Annotated in this window: 22 protein-coding genes; all 22 read left to right on the top strand. The window is 54.9% G+C overall.

Features of this window, described 5'->3' with window-relative positions:
* Positions 1-48 precede the first annotated feature (48 nt).
* Complete coding sequence (gene rpoC / locus HBO19_RS24780; protein WP_169951377.1) at positions 49-4,248, top strand: DNA-directed RNA polymerase subunit beta'; 4,200 nt, start codon at positions 49-51, stop codon at positions 4,246-4,248.
* 216 nt (positions 4,249-4,464) lie between these two features.
* Positions 4,465-4,836: a 30S ribosomal protein S12 gene (gene rpsL / locus HBO19_RS24775; RefSeq protein WP_002555494.1), complete on the top strand. Its 372-nt coding sequence runs from the start codon at positions 4,465-4,467 to the stop codon at positions 4,834-4,836.
* Between the two features lie 117 nt (positions 4,837-4,953).
* The gene (gene rpsG, locus HBO19_RS24770) at positions 4,954-5,424 is read left to right on the top strand and encodes a 30S ribosomal protein S7 (protein ID WP_002555493.1); all 471 of its coding nucleotides are present in this window, start codon (positions 4,954-4,956) and stop codon (positions 5,422-5,424) included.
* Positions 5,425-5,454: 30 nt separating this feature from the next.
* Positions 5,455-7,560 (top strand): elongation factor G, encoded by a 2,106-nt coding sequence (gene fusA, locus HBO19_RS24765; protein WP_029299268.1) that lies wholly within the window; start codon positions 5,455-5,457, stop codon positions 7,558-7,560.
* Positions 7,561-7,590: 30 nt separating this feature from the next.
* Positions 7,591-8,784, top strand: a complete 1,194-nt coding sequence (gene tuf / locus HBO19_RS24760) for an elongation factor Tu (protein WP_003176426.1) — start codon at positions 7,591-7,593, stop codon at positions 8,782-8,784.
* A 157-nt stretch (positions 8,785-8,941) separates the two neighbouring features.
* The gene (gene rpsJ, locus HBO19_RS24755; RefSeq protein WP_003186070.1) at positions 8,942-9,253 is read left to right on the top strand and encodes a 30S ribosomal protein S10; all 312 of its coding nucleotides are present in this window, start codon (positions 8,942-8,944) and stop codon (positions 9,251-9,253) included.
* Positions 9,254-9,334: 81 nt separating this feature from the next.
* Positions 9,335-9,970, top strand: a complete 636-nt coding sequence (gene rplC, locus HBO19_RS24750) for a 50S ribosomal protein L3 (RefSeq protein WP_003194649.1) — start codon at positions 9,335-9,337, stop codon at positions 9,968-9,970.
* A 12-nt stretch (positions 9,971-9,982) separates the two neighbouring features.
* The gene (gene rplD / locus HBO19_RS24745) at positions 9,983-10,585 is read left to right on the top strand and encodes a 50S ribosomal protein L4 (RefSeq protein WP_057438746.1); all 603 of its coding nucleotides are present in this window, start codon (positions 9,983-9,985) and stop codon (positions 10,583-10,585) included.
* Positions 10,582-10,881, top strand: coding sequence for a 50S ribosomal protein L23 (gene rplW / locus HBO19_RS24740; protein ID WP_002555488.1), 300 nt, complete (start codon positions 10,582-10,584; stop codon positions 10,879-10,881). The genes rplD and rplW overlap by 4 nt, the downstream gene beginning before the upstream one ends.
* A gap of 14 nt (positions 10,882-10,895) precedes the next feature.
* Positions 10,896-11,720 carry a 50S ribosomal protein L2 gene (gene rplB / locus HBO19_RS24735; protein ID WP_003176423.1) on the top strand — a complete coding sequence of 275 codons (825 nt, stop codon included), beginning with the start codon at positions 10,896-10,898 and terminating at the stop codon, positions 11,718-11,720.
* 16 nt (positions 11,721-11,736) lie between these two features.
* Positions 11,737-12,012, top strand: coding sequence for a 30S ribosomal protein S19 (gene rpsS / locus HBO19_RS24730; protein ID WP_002555486.1), 276 nt, complete (start codon positions 11,737-11,739; stop codon positions 12,010-12,012).
* An 11-nt stretch (positions 12,013-12,023) separates the two neighbouring features.
* Positions 12,024-12,356 carry a 50S ribosomal protein L22 gene (gene rplV, locus HBO19_RS24725; RefSeq protein ID WP_003103908.1) on the top strand — a complete coding sequence of 111 codons (333 nt, stop codon included), beginning with the start codon at positions 12,024-12,026 and terminating at the stop codon, positions 12,354-12,356.
* Between the two features lie 13 nt (positions 12,357-12,369).
* Complete coding sequence (rpsC, locus tag HBO19_RS24720; protein WP_003176422.1) at positions 12,370-13,056, top strand: 30S ribosomal protein S3; 687 nt, start codon at positions 12,370-12,372, stop codon at positions 13,054-13,056.
* A gap of 12 nt (positions 13,057-13,068) precedes the next feature.
* Positions 13,069-13,482 (top strand): 50S ribosomal protein L16, encoded by a 414-nt coding sequence (gene rplP / locus HBO19_RS24715; RefSeq protein ID WP_003232424.1) that lies wholly within the window; start codon positions 13,069-13,071, stop codon positions 13,480-13,482.
* Positions 13,482-13,673, top strand: coding sequence for a 50S ribosomal protein L29 (gene rpmC, locus HBO19_RS24710; RefSeq protein WP_002555481.1), 192 nt, complete (start codon positions 13,482-13,484; stop codon positions 13,671-13,673). Before rplP ends, rpmC begins: the two co-directional genes overlap by 1 nt.
* 2 nt (positions 13,674-13,675) lie before the next feature.
* On the top strand, positions 13,676-13,942 hold the full coding sequence (rpsQ, locus tag HBO19_RS24705; RefSeq protein ID WP_003176419.1) for a 30S ribosomal protein S17: 267 nt from the start codon (positions 13,676-13,678) through the stop codon (positions 13,940-13,942).
* 23 nt (positions 13,943-13,965) lie between these two features.
* Positions 13,966-14,334, top strand: a complete 369-nt coding sequence (rplN, locus tag HBO19_RS24700; protein ID WP_002555479.1) for a 50S ribosomal protein L14 — start codon at positions 13,966-13,968, stop codon at positions 14,332-14,334.
* A gap of 11 nt (positions 14,335-14,345) precedes the next feature.
* Positions 14,346-14,660, top strand: a complete 315-nt coding sequence (gene rplX, locus HBO19_RS24695) for a 50S ribosomal protein L24 (RefSeq protein ID WP_029299388.1) — start codon at positions 14,346-14,348, stop codon at positions 14,658-14,660.
* A 22-nt stretch (positions 14,661-14,682) separates the two neighbouring features.
* Complete coding sequence (gene rplE, locus HBO19_RS24690) at positions 14,683-15,222, top strand: 50S ribosomal protein L5 (RefSeq protein WP_003210069.1); 540 nt, start codon at positions 14,683-14,685, stop codon at positions 15,220-15,222.
* Positions 15,223-15,235: 13 nt separating this feature from the next.
* Positions 15,236-15,541: a 30S ribosomal protein S14 gene (gene rpsN / locus HBO19_RS24685; protein ID WP_003176414.1), complete on the top strand. Its 306-nt coding sequence runs from the start codon at positions 15,236-15,238 to the stop codon at positions 15,539-15,541.
* 208 nt (positions 15,542-15,749) lie between these two features.
* Positions 15,750-16,142 (top strand): 30S ribosomal protein S8, encoded by a 393-nt coding sequence (gene rpsH / locus HBO19_RS24680; RefSeq protein ID WP_017848802.1) that lies wholly within the window; start codon positions 15,750-15,752, stop codon positions 16,140-16,142.
* A 12-nt stretch (positions 16,143-16,154) separates the two neighbouring features.
* Positions 16,155-16,688 carry a 50S ribosomal protein L6 gene (gene rplF / locus HBO19_RS24675; RefSeq protein ID WP_003176412.1) on the top strand — a complete coding sequence of 178 codons (534 nt, stop codon included), beginning with the start codon at positions 16,155-16,157 and terminating at the stop codon, positions 16,686-16,688.
* The last annotated feature ends 3 nt before the right edge of the window (positions 16,689-16,691 follow it).

Genomic DNA, 16,691 nt, shown 5'->3' with positions numbered 1-16,691 from the left:
AGAGCGGGGCTGTTTAGCCCGCTCTCTGCTCCGCCAGGAGGAAAGGCCTTGAAAGACCTACTGAATTTGCTGAAAAACCAGGGTCAAGTCGAAGAGTTCGACGCCATCCGTATTGGATTGGCATCGCCTGAGATGATCCGTTCGTGGTCGTTCGGTGAAGTTAAAAAGCCGGAAACCATCAACTACCGTACGTTCAAACCTGAGCGTGACGGCCTGTTCTGCGCCAAGATCTTTGGCCCGGTAAAGGATTACGAGTGCCTGTGCGGTAAGTACAAGCGCTTGAAGCACCGTGGTGTGATCTGCGAGAAGTGCGGCGTTGAAGTTGCGCTGGCCAAGGTTCGTCGTGAGCGCATGGCGCACATCGAGCTGGCTTCGCCGGTTGCCCACATCTGGTTCCTGAAATCGCTGCCGTCCCGTATTGGCTTGCTGATGGACATGACCCTGCGTGATATCGAACGCGTTCTCTACTTCGAGAGCTATGTCGTTATTGATCCAGGCATGACCACCCTTGAAAAGGGTCAGCTGCTCAACGACGAGCAGTACTTCGAGGCGCTGGAAGAGTTCGGCGACGATTTCGATGCCCGCATGGGTGCTGAAGCTGTCCGCGAACTGCTGCACGCTATCGACCTGGAACACGAGATTGGCCGCCTGCGTGAAGAAATTCCGCAAACCAACTCCGAAACCAAGATCAAGAAACTGTCCAAGCGTCTGAAGTTGATGGAAGCCTTCCAGGGTTCCGGCAACCTGCCAGAGTGGATGGTGCTGACCGTTCTGCCGGTTCTGCCGCCAGACCTGCGTCCGCTGGTACCGCTGGACGGTGGTCGTTTCGCGACGTCCGACCTCAACGACCTGTACCGCCGCGTGATCAACCGTAACAACCGCTTGAAGCGCCTGCTTGATCTGTCCGCTCCGGACATCATCGTGCGCAACGAAAAGCGTATGTTGCAAGAAGCGGTCGATGCCCTGCTCGACAACGGCCGTCGTGGCCGCGCTATTACCGGTTCCAACAAGCGTCCTCTGAAGTCCTTGGCTGACATGATCAAGGGTAAGCAAGGTCGTTTCCGTCAGAACTTGCTCGGTAAGCGTGTTGACTACTCCGGTCGTTCGGTAATTACCGTAGGCCCGACCCTGCGTCTGCACCAGTGCGGTCTGCCTAAGAAGATGGCTCTCGAGCTGTTCAAGCCGTTCATCTTCGGCAAGCTGGAAATGCGCGGTCTCGCGACCACCATCAAAGCGGCCAAGAAAATGGTCGAGCGCGAACTACCAGAGGTTTGGGACGTTCTCGCTGAAGTGATTCGCGAACACCCGGTCCTCCTCAACCGTGCACCGACCCTTCACCGTCTGGGTATCCAGGCGTTTGAACCGGTACTGATCGAAGGTAAGGCTATCCAGCTGCACCCTCTGGTCTGTGCTGCGTACAACGCCGACTTCGACGGCGACCAAATGGCCGTGCACGTACCGCTGACACTGGAAGCCCAGTTGGAAGCGCGTGCGTTGATGATGTCGACCAACAACATCCTGTCGCCAGCCAACGGTGAGCCAATCATCGTTCCGTCGCAGGACGTTGTATTGGGTCTGTACTACATGACCCGTGAAGCGATCAACGCCAAGGGCGAAGGTCGTGTGTTCGCTGACCTGCAAGAAGTTGACCGTGTGTTCCGTGCTGGCGAAGCCGCACTGCACGCCAAGGTCAAGGTGCGCATCCACGAAACGGTCAACGACCGTGACGGCGGCAGCGTGAGCAACACCCGTATCGTCGACACCACTGTCGGCCGTGCGCTGTTGTACCAGGTTGTGCCAAAAGGTCTGTCGTACGACGTCGTCAACCTGCCGATGAAGAAAAAGGCGATCTCCAAGCTGATCAACCAATGCTACCGCGTGGTTGGTCTGAAAGAGACCGTGATCTTCGCTGACCAGTTGATGTACACCGGTTTTGCTTATTCGACCATTTCCGGCGTTTCCATCGGTGTTAACGACTTCGTTATCCCGGATGAAAAAGCCCGCATCATCAGTGCTGCCACTGATGAAGTGAAAGAGATCGAGAGCCAGTACGCCTCCGGCCTGGTAACCCAGGGCGAGAAGTACAACAAAGTGATCGACCTTTGGTCCAAGGCCAACGACGAAGTTTCCAAGGCGATGATGGCCAACCTCTCGAAAGAGAAAGTCATCGACCGTCATGGCGTCGAAGTCGATCAAGAGTCTTTCAACTCGATGTACATGATGGCCGACTCGGGCGCACGGGGTTCTGCTGCGCAGATCCGTCAGCTCGCCGGTATGCGTGGCCTGATGGCCAAGCCGGACGGCTCCATCATCGAAACGCCGATTACTGCGAACTTCCGTGAAGGTTTGAGCGTACTTCAGTACTTCATCTCTACTCACGGTGCTCGTAAAGGTCTGGCGGATACCGCGTTGAAAACCGCTAACTCCGGTTACCTGACTCGTCGTCTGGTAGACGTTGCACAAGATCTGGTTGTAACCGAGATCGATTGCGGCACCGAGCACGGCCTGCTGATGACTCCGCACATTGAAGGCGGTGACGTTGTAGAGCCGCTGGGTGAGCGCGTATTGGGTCGTGTTATCGCCCGTGATGTGTTCAAGCCAGGTACCGAGGAAATCATCGTTCCTGCCGGCACCCTGGTGGATGAGAAGTGGGTCGAGTTCATCGAACTCAACAGCATCGACGAAGTGATTGTTCGCTCGCCGATCAGCTGCGAAACCCGCTACGGTATCTGCGCCAAGTGCTACGGCCGTGACTTGGCTCGTGGTCACCAGGTGAACATCGGTGAAGCGGTCGGCGTTATCGCTGCCCAGTCCATCGGTGAGCCGGGTACCCAGCTGACCATGCGTACGTTCCACATCGGTGGTGCGGCAAGCCGGACCTCCGCAGCTGACAGCGTTCAGGTGAAGAATGGCGGTACTGTCCGTCTGCACAACCTCAAACACGTTGAGCGAGTGGATGGCCACCTGGTTGCTGTGTCCCGTTCCGGTGAGCTGGCGATCGCTGATGACTTCGGTCGTGAGCGTGAGCGTTACAAGCTGCCGTACGGTGCTGTGATTTCGGTTAAAGAAGGTGACAAGGTCGACGCTGGCGCAATCGTGGCCAAGTGGGATCCGCACACTCACCCAATCGTTACCGAAATGAAAGGTACCGTGACCTACGTGGGCATGGAAGAAGGCATCACGATCAAGCGTCAGACTGACGAATTGACCGGTATGACCAACATTGAAGTCCTCGACGCCAAAGATCGTCCAGCTGCCGGTAAAGACATCCGTCCTGCCGTGAAGATGGTCGATGACAACGGCAAGGATCTGTTGCTGCCAGGCACTGACGTTATCGCTCAGTACTTCCTGCCAGCCAACGCCCTGGTCGGTGTGGCGGATGGTGCGAAGATCGCGATCGGTGATGTTATCGCGCGTATCCCGCAAGAAACTTCGAAGACCCGTGACATCACCGGTGGTCTGCCGCGTGTTGCCGACTTGTTCGAAGCTCGTCGTCCGAAAGAAGCGTCGATCCTGGCTGAAGTCAGCGGCACCATCGCGTTCGGTAAAGAGACCAAGGGCAAGCGCCGTCTGGTCATTACCCCGAACGACGGTAGCGATCCGTATGAAGAGCTGATTCCGAAGTGGCGTCACCTGAACGTCTTCGAAGGCGAACAGGTAAACCGCGGCGAAGTTATCTCCGACGGCCCGAGCGATCCACACGACATCCTGCGTCTGCTGGGTGTGAGTGCGCTGGCCAAGTACATCGTTAACGAGATCCAGGACGTTTACCGTCTGCAAGGCGTGAAGATCAACGATAAGCACATCGAGACCATCCTGCGTCAGATGCTGCGTAAAGTTGAAATCGCTGAATCCGGCGATTCGAGTTTCATCAAGGGCGACCAGATGGAACTGACTCACGTACTGGTAGAAAACGAGCGTCTGGCAACCGAAGAGAAATTTGTTTCCAAGTTCACTCGCGTGTTGCTGGGTATCACCAAGGCGTCGCTGTCCACCGAATCGTTCATCTCGGCGGCCTCCTTCCAGGAGACCACTCGCGTACTGACCGAAGCGGCGGTAACCGGCAAGCGCGATTACCTGCGCGGCCTGAAAGAAAACGTGGTTGTGGGTCGTCTGATCCCGGCCGGTACCGGCTTGGCCTACCACAGCGAGCGCAAGCGTCGCCGTGAACTCGACAAGCCGCTGCGCGTAAGCGCCAGTGAAGTGGAAGCTGCACTGACCGAAGCGCTGAACTCTAGCGGTAACTGAGTTCTGCGATAAATGAGTCCGGGCCCTGGCAGCCCCGTTCGTCGGAACAAGACAGTTTTGTCGGGTTTCGATGGAGGGGGAGGTCGGGGCCTTGCCTTGACTGGGGGCAAGATCCTCTTTAGACTCTTGTACCCCTAAATTTGGCGGGAATTCGTTCCTGCCATTTTGCTTTTCTTGCAAGACAATAGCGTCGCAAGACAACAGTGGAGCTAGTAGATGGCAACTATCAACCAGCTGGTACGTCAGCCGCGTAAGCGTATCGTCGAGAAATCCGACGTACCTGCGCTGCAGAACTGCCCGCAACGTCGTGGCGTATGCACTCGCGTGTATACCACTACGCCGAAAAAACCTAACTCGGCACTGCGTAAAGTATGCCGTGTGCGCCTGACCAACGGTTTCGAGGTTTCCTCGTACATCGGCGGTGAAGGCCACAACCTGCAAGAGCACAGCGTGGTACTGATCCGCGGCGGTCGTGTAAAAGACTTGCCAGGTGTTCGTTACCACACCGTACGCGGCTCCTTGGATACTTCCGGCGTTAAAGGTCGTAACCAGGGTCGTTCGAAGTACGGTACCAAGAAGCCTAAGTAGTAGCGGCTTTTTGTAAACTGAATCATCTTATTTTCTGAGTCGATAAGAGTAAGGTCGGAGGCGTCCCGCAAGGGCACCGATTCCGAACGAACCTGAAGACCGTTTGAGGGCTTATCCATGCCAAGAAGACGCGTAGCAGCCAAGCGCGAAGTGCTTGACGATCCAAAATACGGAAGCCAAATCCTGGCCAAGTTCATGAACCACGTGATGGAAAGCGGCAAGAAAGCCGTTGCCGAGCGTATCGTTTATGGCGCGCTGGAAAAGGTTAAAGAGCGCAAGAACAGCGACCCCCTGGAAATCTTCGAGAAAGCTCTCGACGCCATCGCTCCGCTGGTCGAAGTGAAGTCGCGCCGTGTAGGCGGTGCTACTTACCAGGTTCCGGTCGAAGTTCGCCCGTCCCGTCGTAACGCCCTGGCAATGCGCTGGTTGGTAGACTTCGCCCGTAAGCGCGGCGAGAAGTCTATGGCTCTGCGTTTGGCCGGCGAGCTGTTGGACGCTGCTGAAGGTAAAGGTGCTGCTGTTAAGAAGCGTGAAGACGTGCACCGTATGGCTGAAGCTAACAAAGCTTTCTCGCACTACCGCTTCTAATCTTAGCTTCACTAATTTTGCGAGGGCTTTATGGCTCGTACTACTCCGATTAGCCGCTACCGTAACATCGGTATCGTTGCTCACGTGGATGCTGGTAAAACCACCACCACCGAGCGCGTACTGTTTTACACCGGCAAAAGTCACAAAATGGGCGAGGTGCATGATGGCGCCGCGACCACAGACTGGATGGTTCAGGAGCAGGAGCGTGGTATTACCATTACTTCTGCTGCTATTACCGCCTTCTGGAAAGGTTCTGCCAAGCAGTACAAGGACGAGCACCGCTTCAACGTAATCGATACCCCGGGCCACGTTGACTTCACTATTGAAGTTGAGCGTTCCCTGCGTGTACTCGACGGCGCCGTCGTTGTGTTCTGCGGTACTTCGGGTGTTGAGCCTCAGTCGGAAACCGTATGGCGTCAAGCCAACAAGTACGGTGTTCCACGTCTTGTTTACGTAAACAAGATGGACCGTGCTGGTGCCAACTTCCTGCGCGTGATCGGTCAGATCAAGCAGCGTCTGGGTCACACTCCGGTGCCAATCCAATTGGCTATCGGTTCCGAAGACAACTTCCAGGGTCAGATCGATCTGATCACCATGGAAGCGGTCTACTGGAATGACGCCGACAAAGGCATGGTTCCTGTTCGCAAGCCTATCCCTGCAGAACTGCAGGAACTGGCTGACGAGTGGCGCAACAACCTGGTTGAGGCTGCTGCCGAAGCCAGCGAAGAGCTGATGAACAAGTACCTCGAAGGTGAAGAACTCACCAACGTGGAAATCAAGGCTGCTCTGCGTCAGCGTACTATCGCTGGTGAGATCGTCTTGGCTGTTTGCGGTTCTTCCTTCAAGAACAAGGGTGTTCCCCTGGTTCTCGACGCCGTTATCGACTACCTGCCTGCTCCAACCGACATTCCTGCTATCAAGGGTACTAACCCTGATAACGAGGAAGAAGAGATGGAGCGTCACGCTGACGACAGCGAACCGTTCTCGGCTCTGGCGTTCAAGATCGCTACCGACCCATTCGTGGGTACCCTGACTTTCGTCCGCGTTTACTCGGGCGTGTTGGCCTCCGGCGACGGCGTGATCAACTCGGTCAAGGGCAAGAAAGAGCGTGTGGGTCGTATGGTGCAAATGCACGCAAACGCCCGCGAAGAGATCAAGGAAGTGCGCGCTGGTGACATCGCGGCCCTGATCGGCATGAAGGACGTCACCACTGGTGAGACTTTGTGCGACGCTGCTAAGCCAATCATCCTGGTTCGCATGGACTTCCCGGAGCCGGTTATCTCGGTTGCCGTAGAGCCTAAGACCAAGGATGACCAGGAAAAAATGGGTATCGCTCTGGGCAAGCTTGCTCAGGAAGATCCATCTTTCCGCGTCAAGACTGATGAAGAGACTGGTCAAACGATCATCTCCGGCATGGGCGAGCTGCACCTGGACATCCTGGTTGACCGGATGCGCCGTGAGTTCAACGTCGAAGCCAACATCGGTAAGCCTCAGGTTTCCTATCGTGAGCGCATCACGAAGAACTGTGAAATCGAAGGCAAGTTCGTTCGTCAGTCCGGCGGTCGTGGTCAGTTCGGTCACTGCTGGATCCGTTTTGCTCCTGCTGACGAAGGTCAGGAAGGTTTGCAATTCGTGAACGAAGTAGTAGGTGGTGTGGTTCCTAAGGAATACATCCCTGCTATCCAGAAGGGCATCGAAGAGCAGATGAAGAACGGTGTTGTTGCCGGCTATCCGCTGATCGGCCTGAAAGCAACCGTTTTTGACGGTTCTTACCACGACGTCGACTCCAACGAGATGGCGTTTAAGGTGGCTGCTTCCATGGCAACCAAGCAACTGGCCCAGAAGGGCGGTGGTGAGTTGCTTGAGCCAATCATGGCGGTAGAAGTTGTTACACCTGAAGACTATATGGGTGATGTCATGGGCGACCTTAACCGTCGTCGCGGCATGATCTTGGGTATGGAAGACACGGTTTCCGGCAAAGTGATTCGCGCCGAGGTTCCGTTGGGTGAGATGTTCGGTTATGCGACCGACGTTCGCTCCATGTCCCAGGGTCGCGCAAGCTACTCTATGGAATTCAAAAAATACAACACAGCTCCGGCGCACATCGCTGAAACTGTATCCAAAAAACAAGGCTGATTCAGTCCTTTAGGCAAGGAGTTAATTGTCGTGGCTAAAGAAAAATTTGATCGTTCCCTACCGCACGTCAACGTTGGCACTATCGGTCACGTTGACCATGGTAAAACCACTCTGACTGCTGCTCTGACTCGCGTTTGCTCCGAAGTATTCGGTTCCGCAATCGTTGATTTCGATAAAATCGACAGCGCACCAGAAGAAAAAGCTCGTGGTATCACCATCAACACCGCGCACGTTGAATACAACTCGCTGATCCGTCACTACGCTCACGTTGACTGCCCAGGTCACGCCGACTATGTGAAGAACATGATCACCGGTGCTGCCCAGATGGACGGCGCAATCCTGGTTTGCTCGGCCGCTGATGGTCCGATGCCACAAACCCGTGAGCACATCCTGCTGTCCCGTCAGGTAGGCGTTCCGTACATCGTGGTTTACCTGAACAAGGCAGACCTGGTAGACGACGCTGAGCTGCTGGAACTGGTTGAGATGGAAGTGCGCGATCTGCTGAGCACTTACGACTTCCCAGGCGACGACACTCCGATCATCATCGGTTCTGCTCGTATGGCTCTGGAAGGTAAAGACGATAACGAAATGGGCACCACGTCCGTTCGTAAACTGGTTGAGACTCTGGACAGCTACATCCCAGATCCAGTTCGTGTTATCGACAAGCCGTTCCTGATGCCAATCGAAGACGTATTCTCGATCTCCGGTCGCGGTACTGTTGTAACTGGTCGTATCGAGCGCGGTATCGTCAAGGTTCAAGATCCACTGGAAATCGTTGGTCTGCGTGACACTACCGTCACCACCTGCACCGGTGTTGAAATGTTCCGTAAGCTGCTCGACGAAGGTCGTGCTGGCGAGAACTGCGGCGTTCTGCTGCGTGGTACCAAGCGTGACGACGTTGAGCGTGGCCAGGTTCTGGTCAAGCCAGGTTCGGTTAAGCCGCACACCAAGTTCGAAGCTGAAGTGTACGTGCTGAGCAAAGAAGAAGGCGGTCGTCACACTCCGTTCTTCAAAGGCTACCGTCCACAGTTCTACTTCCGTACTACTGACGTGACTGGTAACTGCGAACTGCCGGAAGGCGTTGAAATGGTAATGCCAGGCGACAACATCAAAATGGTTGTCACCCTGATCAAAACCATCGCAATGGAAGACGGTCTGCGTTTCGCAATCCGTGAAGGCGGCCGTACCGTTGGTGCTGGCGTTGTAGCTAAAATCATCGAGTAAGCATCTCTTCTGAGATAGCTTCGATGCTTTGAAAAGCCCCCGCTCAGCGGGGGCTTTTTTATTGGGTTGACACCTATCTGGGGCGTCTATAGAATTGCGCCTCCTTTTAACGGGCGCAGTGCGCTCGGTGGGAATAGCAGCCGGAGTCTGAAATCCAATGCAAAATCAGCAAATCCGTATCAGGTTGAAGGCTTTTGACCATCGCCTGATCGACCAATCCACCCAGGAAATCGTGGAAACCGCGAAACGTACTGGGGCACAAGTGCGTGGTCCTATTCCACTGCCTACCCGCAAAGAGCGGTTCACCGTTCTGGTCTCCCCGCACGTCAACAAAGACGCGCGTGACCAGTACGAGATCCGTACTCATAAGCGCGTTCTGGACATCGTCCAGCCAACGGATAAAACCGTTGATGCACTTATGAAGCTTGATCTGGCGGCCGGTGTGGAAGTACAGATCAGCCTCGGCTAAGACTCGGGTCTTAGTCGTGTAACGCTCTGAAATGGGCGGCCATAGCGGGTGAAAGCCCCGTACACTCATGAGGTTTACAACATGACTATTGGTGTAGTCGGTCGTAAATGCGGTATGACCCGTATTTTCACCGAAGAAGGTGTCTCCATTCCGGTCACGGTCATTGAGATCGAGCCGAATCGCGTCACCCAGTTCAAAACTGAAGAAACCGATGGCTATCGTGCAGTGCAAGTCACTGTCGGCGAGCGTCGTGCTTCGCGCGTGACTGCTGCTCAAGCAGGTCACTTCGCTAAAGCAAACGTTGCAGCTGGTCGTACTGTCATGGAGTTCCGTCTTGAAGATGGCGACTACCAGGCTGGCGATCTGATCAACGCTGAAATCTTCGCCGCTGGTCAACTGGTTGATGTAACCGGTCAGTCCAAGGGTAAAGGCTTCCAGGGTACGATCAAGCGTTGGAATTTCCGTGGCCAAGACAACACTCACGGTAACTCCGTTTCCCACCGCGTCCCGGGCTCTATTGGCCAGTGCCAGACTCCTGGTCGTGTATTCAAGGGCAAAAAAATGTCCGGTCATATGGGCGCTGAGCGCGTGACCGTGCAGTCCCTCGAAGTAGTGCGCGTCGACGCTGAACGCAATCTGTTGTTGGTCAAGGGTGCTGTTCCTGGCGCTACTGGCGGCAACCTGGTTGTACGTCCAGCGGCCAAGGCTCGCGGTTAAGGGGAAGCTGACATGCAATTAAATGTAAATGACGCTCAAGCGATCGAAGTTTCCGAACTGACATTTGGCGGCGAATTCAACGAGACGCTCGTTCACCAAGCAGTCGTGGCCTACATGGCCGGCGGCCGTCAAGGTAGCAAGCAGCAAAAGACCCGTTCCGACGTTCGTGGTGGCGGTAAGCGCCCTTGGCGTCAGAAAGGTACTGGCCGTGCTCGTGCCGGTACTATCCGTAGCCCAATCTGGCGTGGCGGCGGTACCACTTTCGCAGCTCGTCCGCAGGATCACTCTCAGAAGCTCAACAAGAAGATGTATCGCGCAGCACTGCGCTCCATCCTTGCTGAACTCGTGCGTACTGATCGTCTGGTCGTGGTTCAGGACTTCGCTGTTGAAGCGCCGAAAACCAAAGATCTGCTGAACAAGCTGAACGGCATGGGTCTGACTGATGTCCTGATCGTGTCCGAAGCTGTTGATCAGAACCTGTACCTGGCTGCTCGCAACCTGCCACACGTTGATGTACGTGACGTGCAAGGTTCCGATCCAGTTAGTCTGATCGCATACGACAAGGTGTTGATCACCGTGTCGGCCGTGAAGAAATTCGAGGAGCTGCTGGGATGAACCAGGAACGCGTATTTAAAGTTCTGCTTGGCCCGCACGTTTCCGAAAAGGCTACGGTTCTGGCTGACAAGAAAGGCCAGTTCGTTTTCAAGGTTGCAACTGACGCAACCAAGCTGGAAATCAAGAAGGCCGTCGAAAGCCTGTTCAGCGTGAAAGTAGAGCGTGTTACTACCCTGAATGTTCTGGGTAAGAGCAAGCGCACTGCTCGCGGTCTGGGCAAGCGTAATGACTGGAAGAAGGCAGTTATCTCCCTTCAGCCAGGCCAAGATCTCGATTTCAGCAGCAGTGCTGAGTAAGGAAGGGGTGCATCATGGCAATCGTTAAATGCAAACCGACTTCCCCTGGCCGCCGTTTTGTGGTCAAGGTGGTCAATCAGGAGCTGCATAAAGGCGCTCCTCACGCACCGCTGCTCGAGAAGAAATCGAAGACTGGTGGTCGTAACAACAATGGTCGTATTACCACTCGTCACATCGGTGGTGGCCATAAGCAGCATTATCGTCTGGTCGATTTCCGTCGCAACGACAAAGATGGCATCTCTGCCACTGTCGAGCGTATCGAATACGATCCAAACCGTACTGCTCACATCGCTCTGCTGCTGTACGCAGATGGCGAGCGTCGCTACATCATCGCGCCTAAAGGCGTGAGTGCTGGCGACCAGCTGATCGCAGGTGCCCTGGCACCGATCAAGCCGGGCAACGCTCTGCAACTGCGTAACATTCCAGTTGGTAGCACCGTACACGGCATCGAATTGAAGCCAGGTAAAGGCGCACAGATCGCTCGTTCCGCTGGTGCTTCGGCTCAGCTGATCGCTCGTGAAGGTGTCTACGTGACCCTGCGTCTGCGTTCTGGTGAGATGCGTAAAGTATTGGCTGAATGCCGTGCGACCCTGGGCGAAGTCTCGAACTCCGAGCACAGCCTGCGTTCGCTGGGTAAAGCTGGTGCCAAACGCTGGCGTGGCGTTCGCCCAACCGTTCGTGGTGTTGCCATGAACCCGGTTGACCACCCACACGGTGGTGGTGAAGGTCGTACCTCTGGTGGTCGTCATCCGGTATCGCCATGGGGCTTCCCGACTAAGGGCGCGAAGACTCGTGGTAATAAGCGTACCGACAAAATGATCGTCCGTCGTCGCAAGTAAATAGAGGGATACGACAGTGCCACGTTCTCTGAAAAAAGGTCCTTTTATTGATCTTCACCTACTGAAGAAGATCGAAGTGGCGGCGGAAAAGAACGATCGCAAACCAGTTAAGACCTGGTCGCGCCGTTCTATGATCCTGCCACAAATGGTCGGTTTGACCATCGCAGTACACAACGGTCGTCAGCACGTCCCAGTTCTCGTTAACGAAGACATGGTCGGCCACAAACTGGGCGAGTTTGCCGGTACCCGCACTTATCGTGGGCACGTGGCAGACAAGAAAGCCAAGCGTTAAGGGGTTAGGAAATGGAAGTAGCCGCTAAGTTGTCGGGCGCTCGAATCTCCGCCCAGAAAGCCCGCTTGGTCGCCGACCAGATCCGCGGGAAGAAGGTGGGCGAAGCGCTCAACTTGTTGGCTTTCAGCAGTAAGAAAGCCGCCGAGATCATGAAGAAAGTGCTGGAGTCGGCCGTAGCCAACGCCGAGCATAACGAAGGCGCAGACGTTGATGACCTGAAGGTCAGCACCGTTTTCGTCAACGAAGGGCGTTCGCTGAAGCGTATCATGCCGCGTGCCAAAGGCCGTGCTGATCGCATCGTCAAGCGGTCTTGCCATATCACTGTCAAGGTTGCTGACAAGTAACGGAGTCGAAGAGATGGGTCAGAAAGTACATCCCATTGGCATTCGCCTGGGAATCGTCAAGGAGCACACCTCCGTCTGGTACGCAGACGGTCGGACTTATGCGGACTATTTGTTCGCTGATCTGAAGGTGCGTGAGTATCTCCAAGACAAACTAAAAAGCGCGTCCGTAAGCCGTATCGATATCCATCGTCCGGCCCAAACTGCACGTATCACCATCCACACCGCTCGTCCAGGTATCGTTATCGGGAAGAAAGGTGAAGATGTTGAGAAACTGCGTCAGGACCTGACCAAGCAAATGGGTGTGCCTGTGCACATCAATATCGAAGAGATCCGCAAGCCGGAGCTCGACGGTATGCTGGTTGCGCAGAGCGTAGCTCAGCAGCTGGAGCGCCGCGTAATGTTCCGTCGTGCTATGAAGCGCGCTGTACAGAACGCCATGCGCATTGGTGCCAAGGGCATCAAAATCCAAGTGAGCGGTCGTCTCGGCGGTGCTGAAATCGCACGTACTGAATGGTATCGCGAAGGTCGTGTGCCGTTGCACACCCTGCGTGCCGACATCGACTATGCCAACTACGAAGCTCACACCACTTACGGTGTGATCGGTGTAAAGGTTTGGATCTTCAAGGGCGAAGTAATTGGTGGTCGCCAAGAAGAACTGAAACCACAAGCACCAGCGCCTCGTAAAAAAGCTGCTAAGTAAGGGGTACGCCAAATGTTGCAACCTAAGCGTACGAAGTTCCGCAAGCAGATGACAGGCCACAACCGTGGTCTGGCTCAGCGCGGTAGCAAAGTCAGCTTCGGCGAGTTCGCGCTGAAGTCTGTAGCTCGTGGTCGTCTCACCGCTCGTCAGATCGAGTCAGCGCGTCGTGCACTGACCCGTCACGTAAAACGTGGTGGCAAGATCTGGATCCGTGTATTCCCGGACAAGCCGATCTCCAAAAAACCTCTCGAGGTTCGGATGGGTAAAGGTAAGGGTAACGTGGAATACTGGGTAGCCCAGATTCAGCCAGGCAAAGTCCTGTATGAAATCGAGGGTGTAACTGAAGAGCTGGCGCGTGAGGCTTTTGCCCTGGCTGCTGCAAAGCTGCCGCTCGCCACCGCCTTTGTTAAACGGACGGTGATGTGATGAAAGCGAATGAACTTCGTGAAAAATCCGCACAGCAGCTGAACGAGCAACTGCTCGGCCTGCTGCGCGACCAGTTCAATCTGCGTATGCAGAAAGCAACTGGCCAGTTGGGGCAGTCTCATCTGCTCTCGCAAGTTAAGCGTGACATCGCTCGCGTGAAGACTGTGCTCAACCAGCAGGCAGGTAAGTGATCATGGCTGAAGCCGAAAAGACTGTCCGTACGCTGACTGGCCGTGTTGTCAGCGACAAGATGGACAAAACCATCACCGTTTTGATCGAGCGTCGCGTTAAGCACCCGATCTACGGTAAATATGTTAAGCGTTCGACTAAGCTGCACGCGCACGACGAAACCAATCAGTGCCACATCGGCGACAAAGTCACTATTCGTGAAACTCGTCCGCTGGCCAAGACCAAGTCTTGGGCACTGGTTGATGTTCTCGAACGCGCTGTGGAAGTCTAAGGACTAGGGGTCGGAGAAATTATATGATTCAGACTCAATCCATGCTCGATGTGGCCGATAACAGCGGCGCTCGCCGTGTTATGTGCATCAAGGTGCTGGGTGGCTCCCATCGTCGTTACGCTGGTATCGGTGACATCATCAAAGTTACCGTGAAGGAAGCAATTCCTCGCGGTAAAGTGAAAAAAGGCCAAGTGATGACTGCTGTTGTAGTCCGCACTCGTCACGGCGTACGTCGTGCTGATGGCTCCATTATCCGCTTTGATGGCAACGCTGCTGTTCTTCTGAACAACAAGCAAGAGCCGATCGGCACCCGTATCTTTGGGCCAGTGACCCGTGAACTTCGTACTGAGAAGTTCATGAAGATCGTCTCGCTCGCCCCAGAAGTGCTGTAAGGAGATCCGACATGCAAAAGATTCGTCGTGACGACGAGATCATCGTGATCGCCGGCAAAGACAAAGGTAAGCGCGGTAAGGTGCTGAAGGTTCTTGCTGATGACCGTCTGGTCATTGGTGGTCTGAACCTGGTCAAGCGTCATACCAAGCCAAACCCCGCGTCGGGCGTACAGGGCGGTATCGTCGAGAAAGAAGCGCCATTGCACGCTTCTAACGTCGCCATCTTCAACGGCGAAACCAACAAGGCTGATCGCGTTGGTTTCAAAGTAGAAGACGGTAAGAAAATTCGTGTCTTCAAGTCGACCCAAAAAGCGGTTGATGCTTGAACACTGCTAGGTAGATAAGACCATGGCACGACTAAAAGAGATTTACCGGAAGGAAATCGCTCCGAAGCTTAAGGAAGAACTTAAGCTTTCGAACGTGATGGAAGTTCCGCGCGTTACCAAAATCACCCTGAACATGGGTCTGGGCGAAGCGATCGGTGACAAAAAAGTCATCGAGCACGCTGTTGCTGACCTGGAAAAGATCACCGGTCAAAAAGTCGTTGTGACTTACGCTCGGAAATCCATCGCTGGCTTTAAAGTCCGTGAAGGTTGGCCGATCGGTGTCAAAGTGACTCTGCGCCGTGAGCGTATGTACGAGTTCCTGGATCGTCTGCTGTCGATCTCCCTGCCTCGGGTTCGCGACTTCCGCGGCCTGAATGCCAAGTCCTTCGATGGTCGTGGTAACTACAGCATGGGCGTTAAAGAGCAGATCATCTTCCCGGAAATCGACTACGACAAGATCGATGCTCTCCGCGGTCTGGACATCACCCTGACCACCACTGCCAAGAACGATGATGAAGGCCGCGCTCTGCTGCGTGCGTTCAAATTCCCGTTCCGCAACTGATTGGAGTAGGACCATGGCCAAGATGAGCATGAAAAACCGCGAGCTGAAGCGTCAGCTCACGGTTGCCAAGTACGCCAAGAAGCGTGCAGCACTGAAAGCTATCATCGTTGATCTGAACGCAAGTCCAGAAGCGCGTTGGGAAGCTACAGTAGCTCTGCAGAAGCAGCCACGTGACGCAAGCGCTTCGCGCATGCGTAACCGCTGCCGCCTGACCGGTCGTCCACACGGTGTTTACCGCAAGTTCGGCCTCGGCCGTAACAAACTGCGTGAAGCTGCAATGCGTGGTGACGTACCAGGTCTGGTTAAAGCCAGCTGGTAAGTACTTTCGAAGTCTCGGTGGCCAGGATCGCAAGATACTGACCGCCGGTGGCCTAGAATCTGGAACAAGCCCCTTTTGGGGCTTGTTTCATTTCCGGAGTGTGTCTAAAATACGCGGCTCGCCTGAGCCCGTGTGTTTTATGCCCGGAGATTCTCGGTGACATATGTAGCCGCAAGGCTAATTTTTTTGTATTAGGAGCGTCTAGCCCATGAGTATGCAGGACCCGTTAGCGGACATGCTAACTCGTATCCGTAATGCCCAGATGGCTGAAAAGTCCGTCGTAAGCATGCCATCTTCCACGTTGAAGGTAGCTGTTGCCAAAGTCCTGAAAGACGAAGGCTACATTGCGGGTTATCAGATCAGCAGCGAAATCAAGCCACTGCTGTCCATCGAGCTGAAGTACTTCGAAGGCCGTCCGGTCATCGAGGAAGTGAAGCGCGTTAGCCGTCCAGGCCTGCGTCAGTACAAGTCCGTTGAAGATCTGCCGAAAGTTCGTGGCGGTCTTGGCGTGTCTATCGTCTCCACCAACAAAGGTGTGATGACGGATCGTGCTGCGCGCGCTGCCGGTGTCGGCGGCGAAGTTCTTTGCACTGTGTTCTAAGGGGGGATAAGCATGTCTCGCGTCGCTAAGAACCCCGTTAAGCTGCCAGCCGGTGTCGAAGTAAAATTCGCAGGCCAACAGCTTTCGGTGAAGGGTGCCAAGGGTACTCTTGAACTGAACATCCATTCGTCCGTTGAGATCGTTGAAGAAGCTGGTGAGTTGCGTTTCGCTGCTCGCAATGGCGATCAACAAACTCGCGCAATGGCCGGTACCACGCGTGCGTTGGTAAACAACATGGTCCAAGGCGTAAGCCAAGGCTTCGAGCGTAAGCTCCAGCTGGTCGGTGTTGGTTACAAAGCGCAAGCAAAAGGCACGGTTTTGAACCTGGCCCTTGGCTTCTCGCACCCAGTGGATTACGAACTGCCGGAAGGCATCACCGCTGAAACTCCTAGCCAGACCGATATCCTGATCAAGGGCATCGATAAGCAGCTGGTAGGTCAAGTGGCTGCCGAGATCCGCGACTTCCGTCCACCAGAGCCGTACAAAGGCAAAGGTGTGCGCTACGCGGACGAAGTCGTCCGTCGTAAAGAAGCCAAGAAGAAGTAGGGC

Origin of the sequence: Pseudomonas sp. WS 5021, from assembly GCF_012985535.1 — a bacterium.
GTDB lineage: Bacteria > Pseudomonadota > Gammaproteobacteria > Pseudomonadales > Pseudomonadaceae > Aquipseudomonas.
Note: the sequence above shows the minus strand (reverse complement) of the source record. Positions and strands in the feature narration are given on the sequence as shown.

Coding starts and splice junctions, on each gene's coding strand:
- rplC (WP_003194649.1), top strand. CDS start 9,335: ATGACTATTGGTGTAGTCGGTCGTAAATGCGGTATGACCCGTATTTTC.
- rpsN (WP_003176414.1), top strand. CDS start 15,236: ATGGCCAAGATGAGCATGAAAAACCGCGAGCTGAAGCGTCAGCTCACG.
- rpsL (WP_002555494.1), top strand. CDS start 4,465: ATGGCAACTATCAACCAGCTGGTACGTCAGCCGCGTAAGCGTATCGTC.
- rplW (WP_002555488.1), top strand. CDS start 10,582: ATGAACCAGGAACGCGTATTTAAAGTTCTGCTTGGCCCGCACGTTTCC.
- rplD (WP_057438746.1), top strand. CDS start 9,983: ATGCAATTAAATGTAAATGACGCTCAAGCGATCGAAGTTTCCGAACTG.
- fusA (WP_029299268.1), top strand. CDS start 5,455: ATGGCTCGTACTACTCCGATTAGCCGCTACCGTAACATCGGTATCGTT.
- rpsG (WP_002555493.1), top strand. CDS start 4,954: ATGCCAAGAAGACGCGTAGCAGCCAAGCGCGAAGTGCTTGACGATCCA.
- rplN (WP_002555479.1), top strand. CDS start 13,966: ATGATTCAGACTCAATCCATGCTCGATGTGGCCGATAACAGCGGCGCT.
- rplE (WP_003210069.1), top strand. CDS start 14,683: ATGGCACGACTAAAAGAGATTTACCGGAAGGAAATCGCTCCGAAGCTT.
- rplV (WP_003103908.1), top strand. CDS start 12,024: ATGGAAGTAGCCGCTAAGTTGTCGGGCGCTCGAATCTCCGCCCAGAAA.
- rplX (WP_029299388.1), top strand. CDS start 14,346: ATGCAAAAGATTCGTCGTGACGACGAGATCATCGTGATCGCCGGCAAA.
- rplF (WP_003176412.1), top strand. CDS start 16,155: ATGTCTCGCGTCGCTAAGAACCCCGTTAAGCTGCCAGCCGGTGTCGAA.
- rpsQ (WP_003176419.1), top strand. CDS start 13,676: ATGGCTGAAGCCGAAAAGACTGTCCGTACGCTGACTGGCCGTGTTGTC.
- rpsH (WP_017848802.1), top strand. CDS start 15,750: ATGAGTATGCAGGACCCGTTAGCGGACATGCTAACTCGTATCCGTAAT.
- rplB (WP_003176423.1), top strand. CDS start 10,896: ATGGCAATCGTTAAATGCAAACCGACTTCCCCTGGCCGCCGTTTTGTG.
- rplP (WP_003232424.1), top strand. CDS start 13,069: ATGTTGCAACCTAAGCGTACGAAGTTCCGCAAGCAGATGACAGGCCAC.
- rpsC (WP_003176422.1), top strand. CDS start 12,370: ATGGGTCAGAAAGTACATCCCATTGGCATTCGCCTGGGAATCGTCAAG.
- rpmC (WP_002555481.1), top strand. CDS start 13,482: ATGAAAGCGAATGAACTTCGTGAAAAATCCGCACAGCAGCTGAACGAG.
- rpsJ (WP_003186070.1), top strand. CDS start 8,942: ATGCAAAATCAGCAAATCCGTATCAGGTTGAAGGCTTTTGACCATCGC.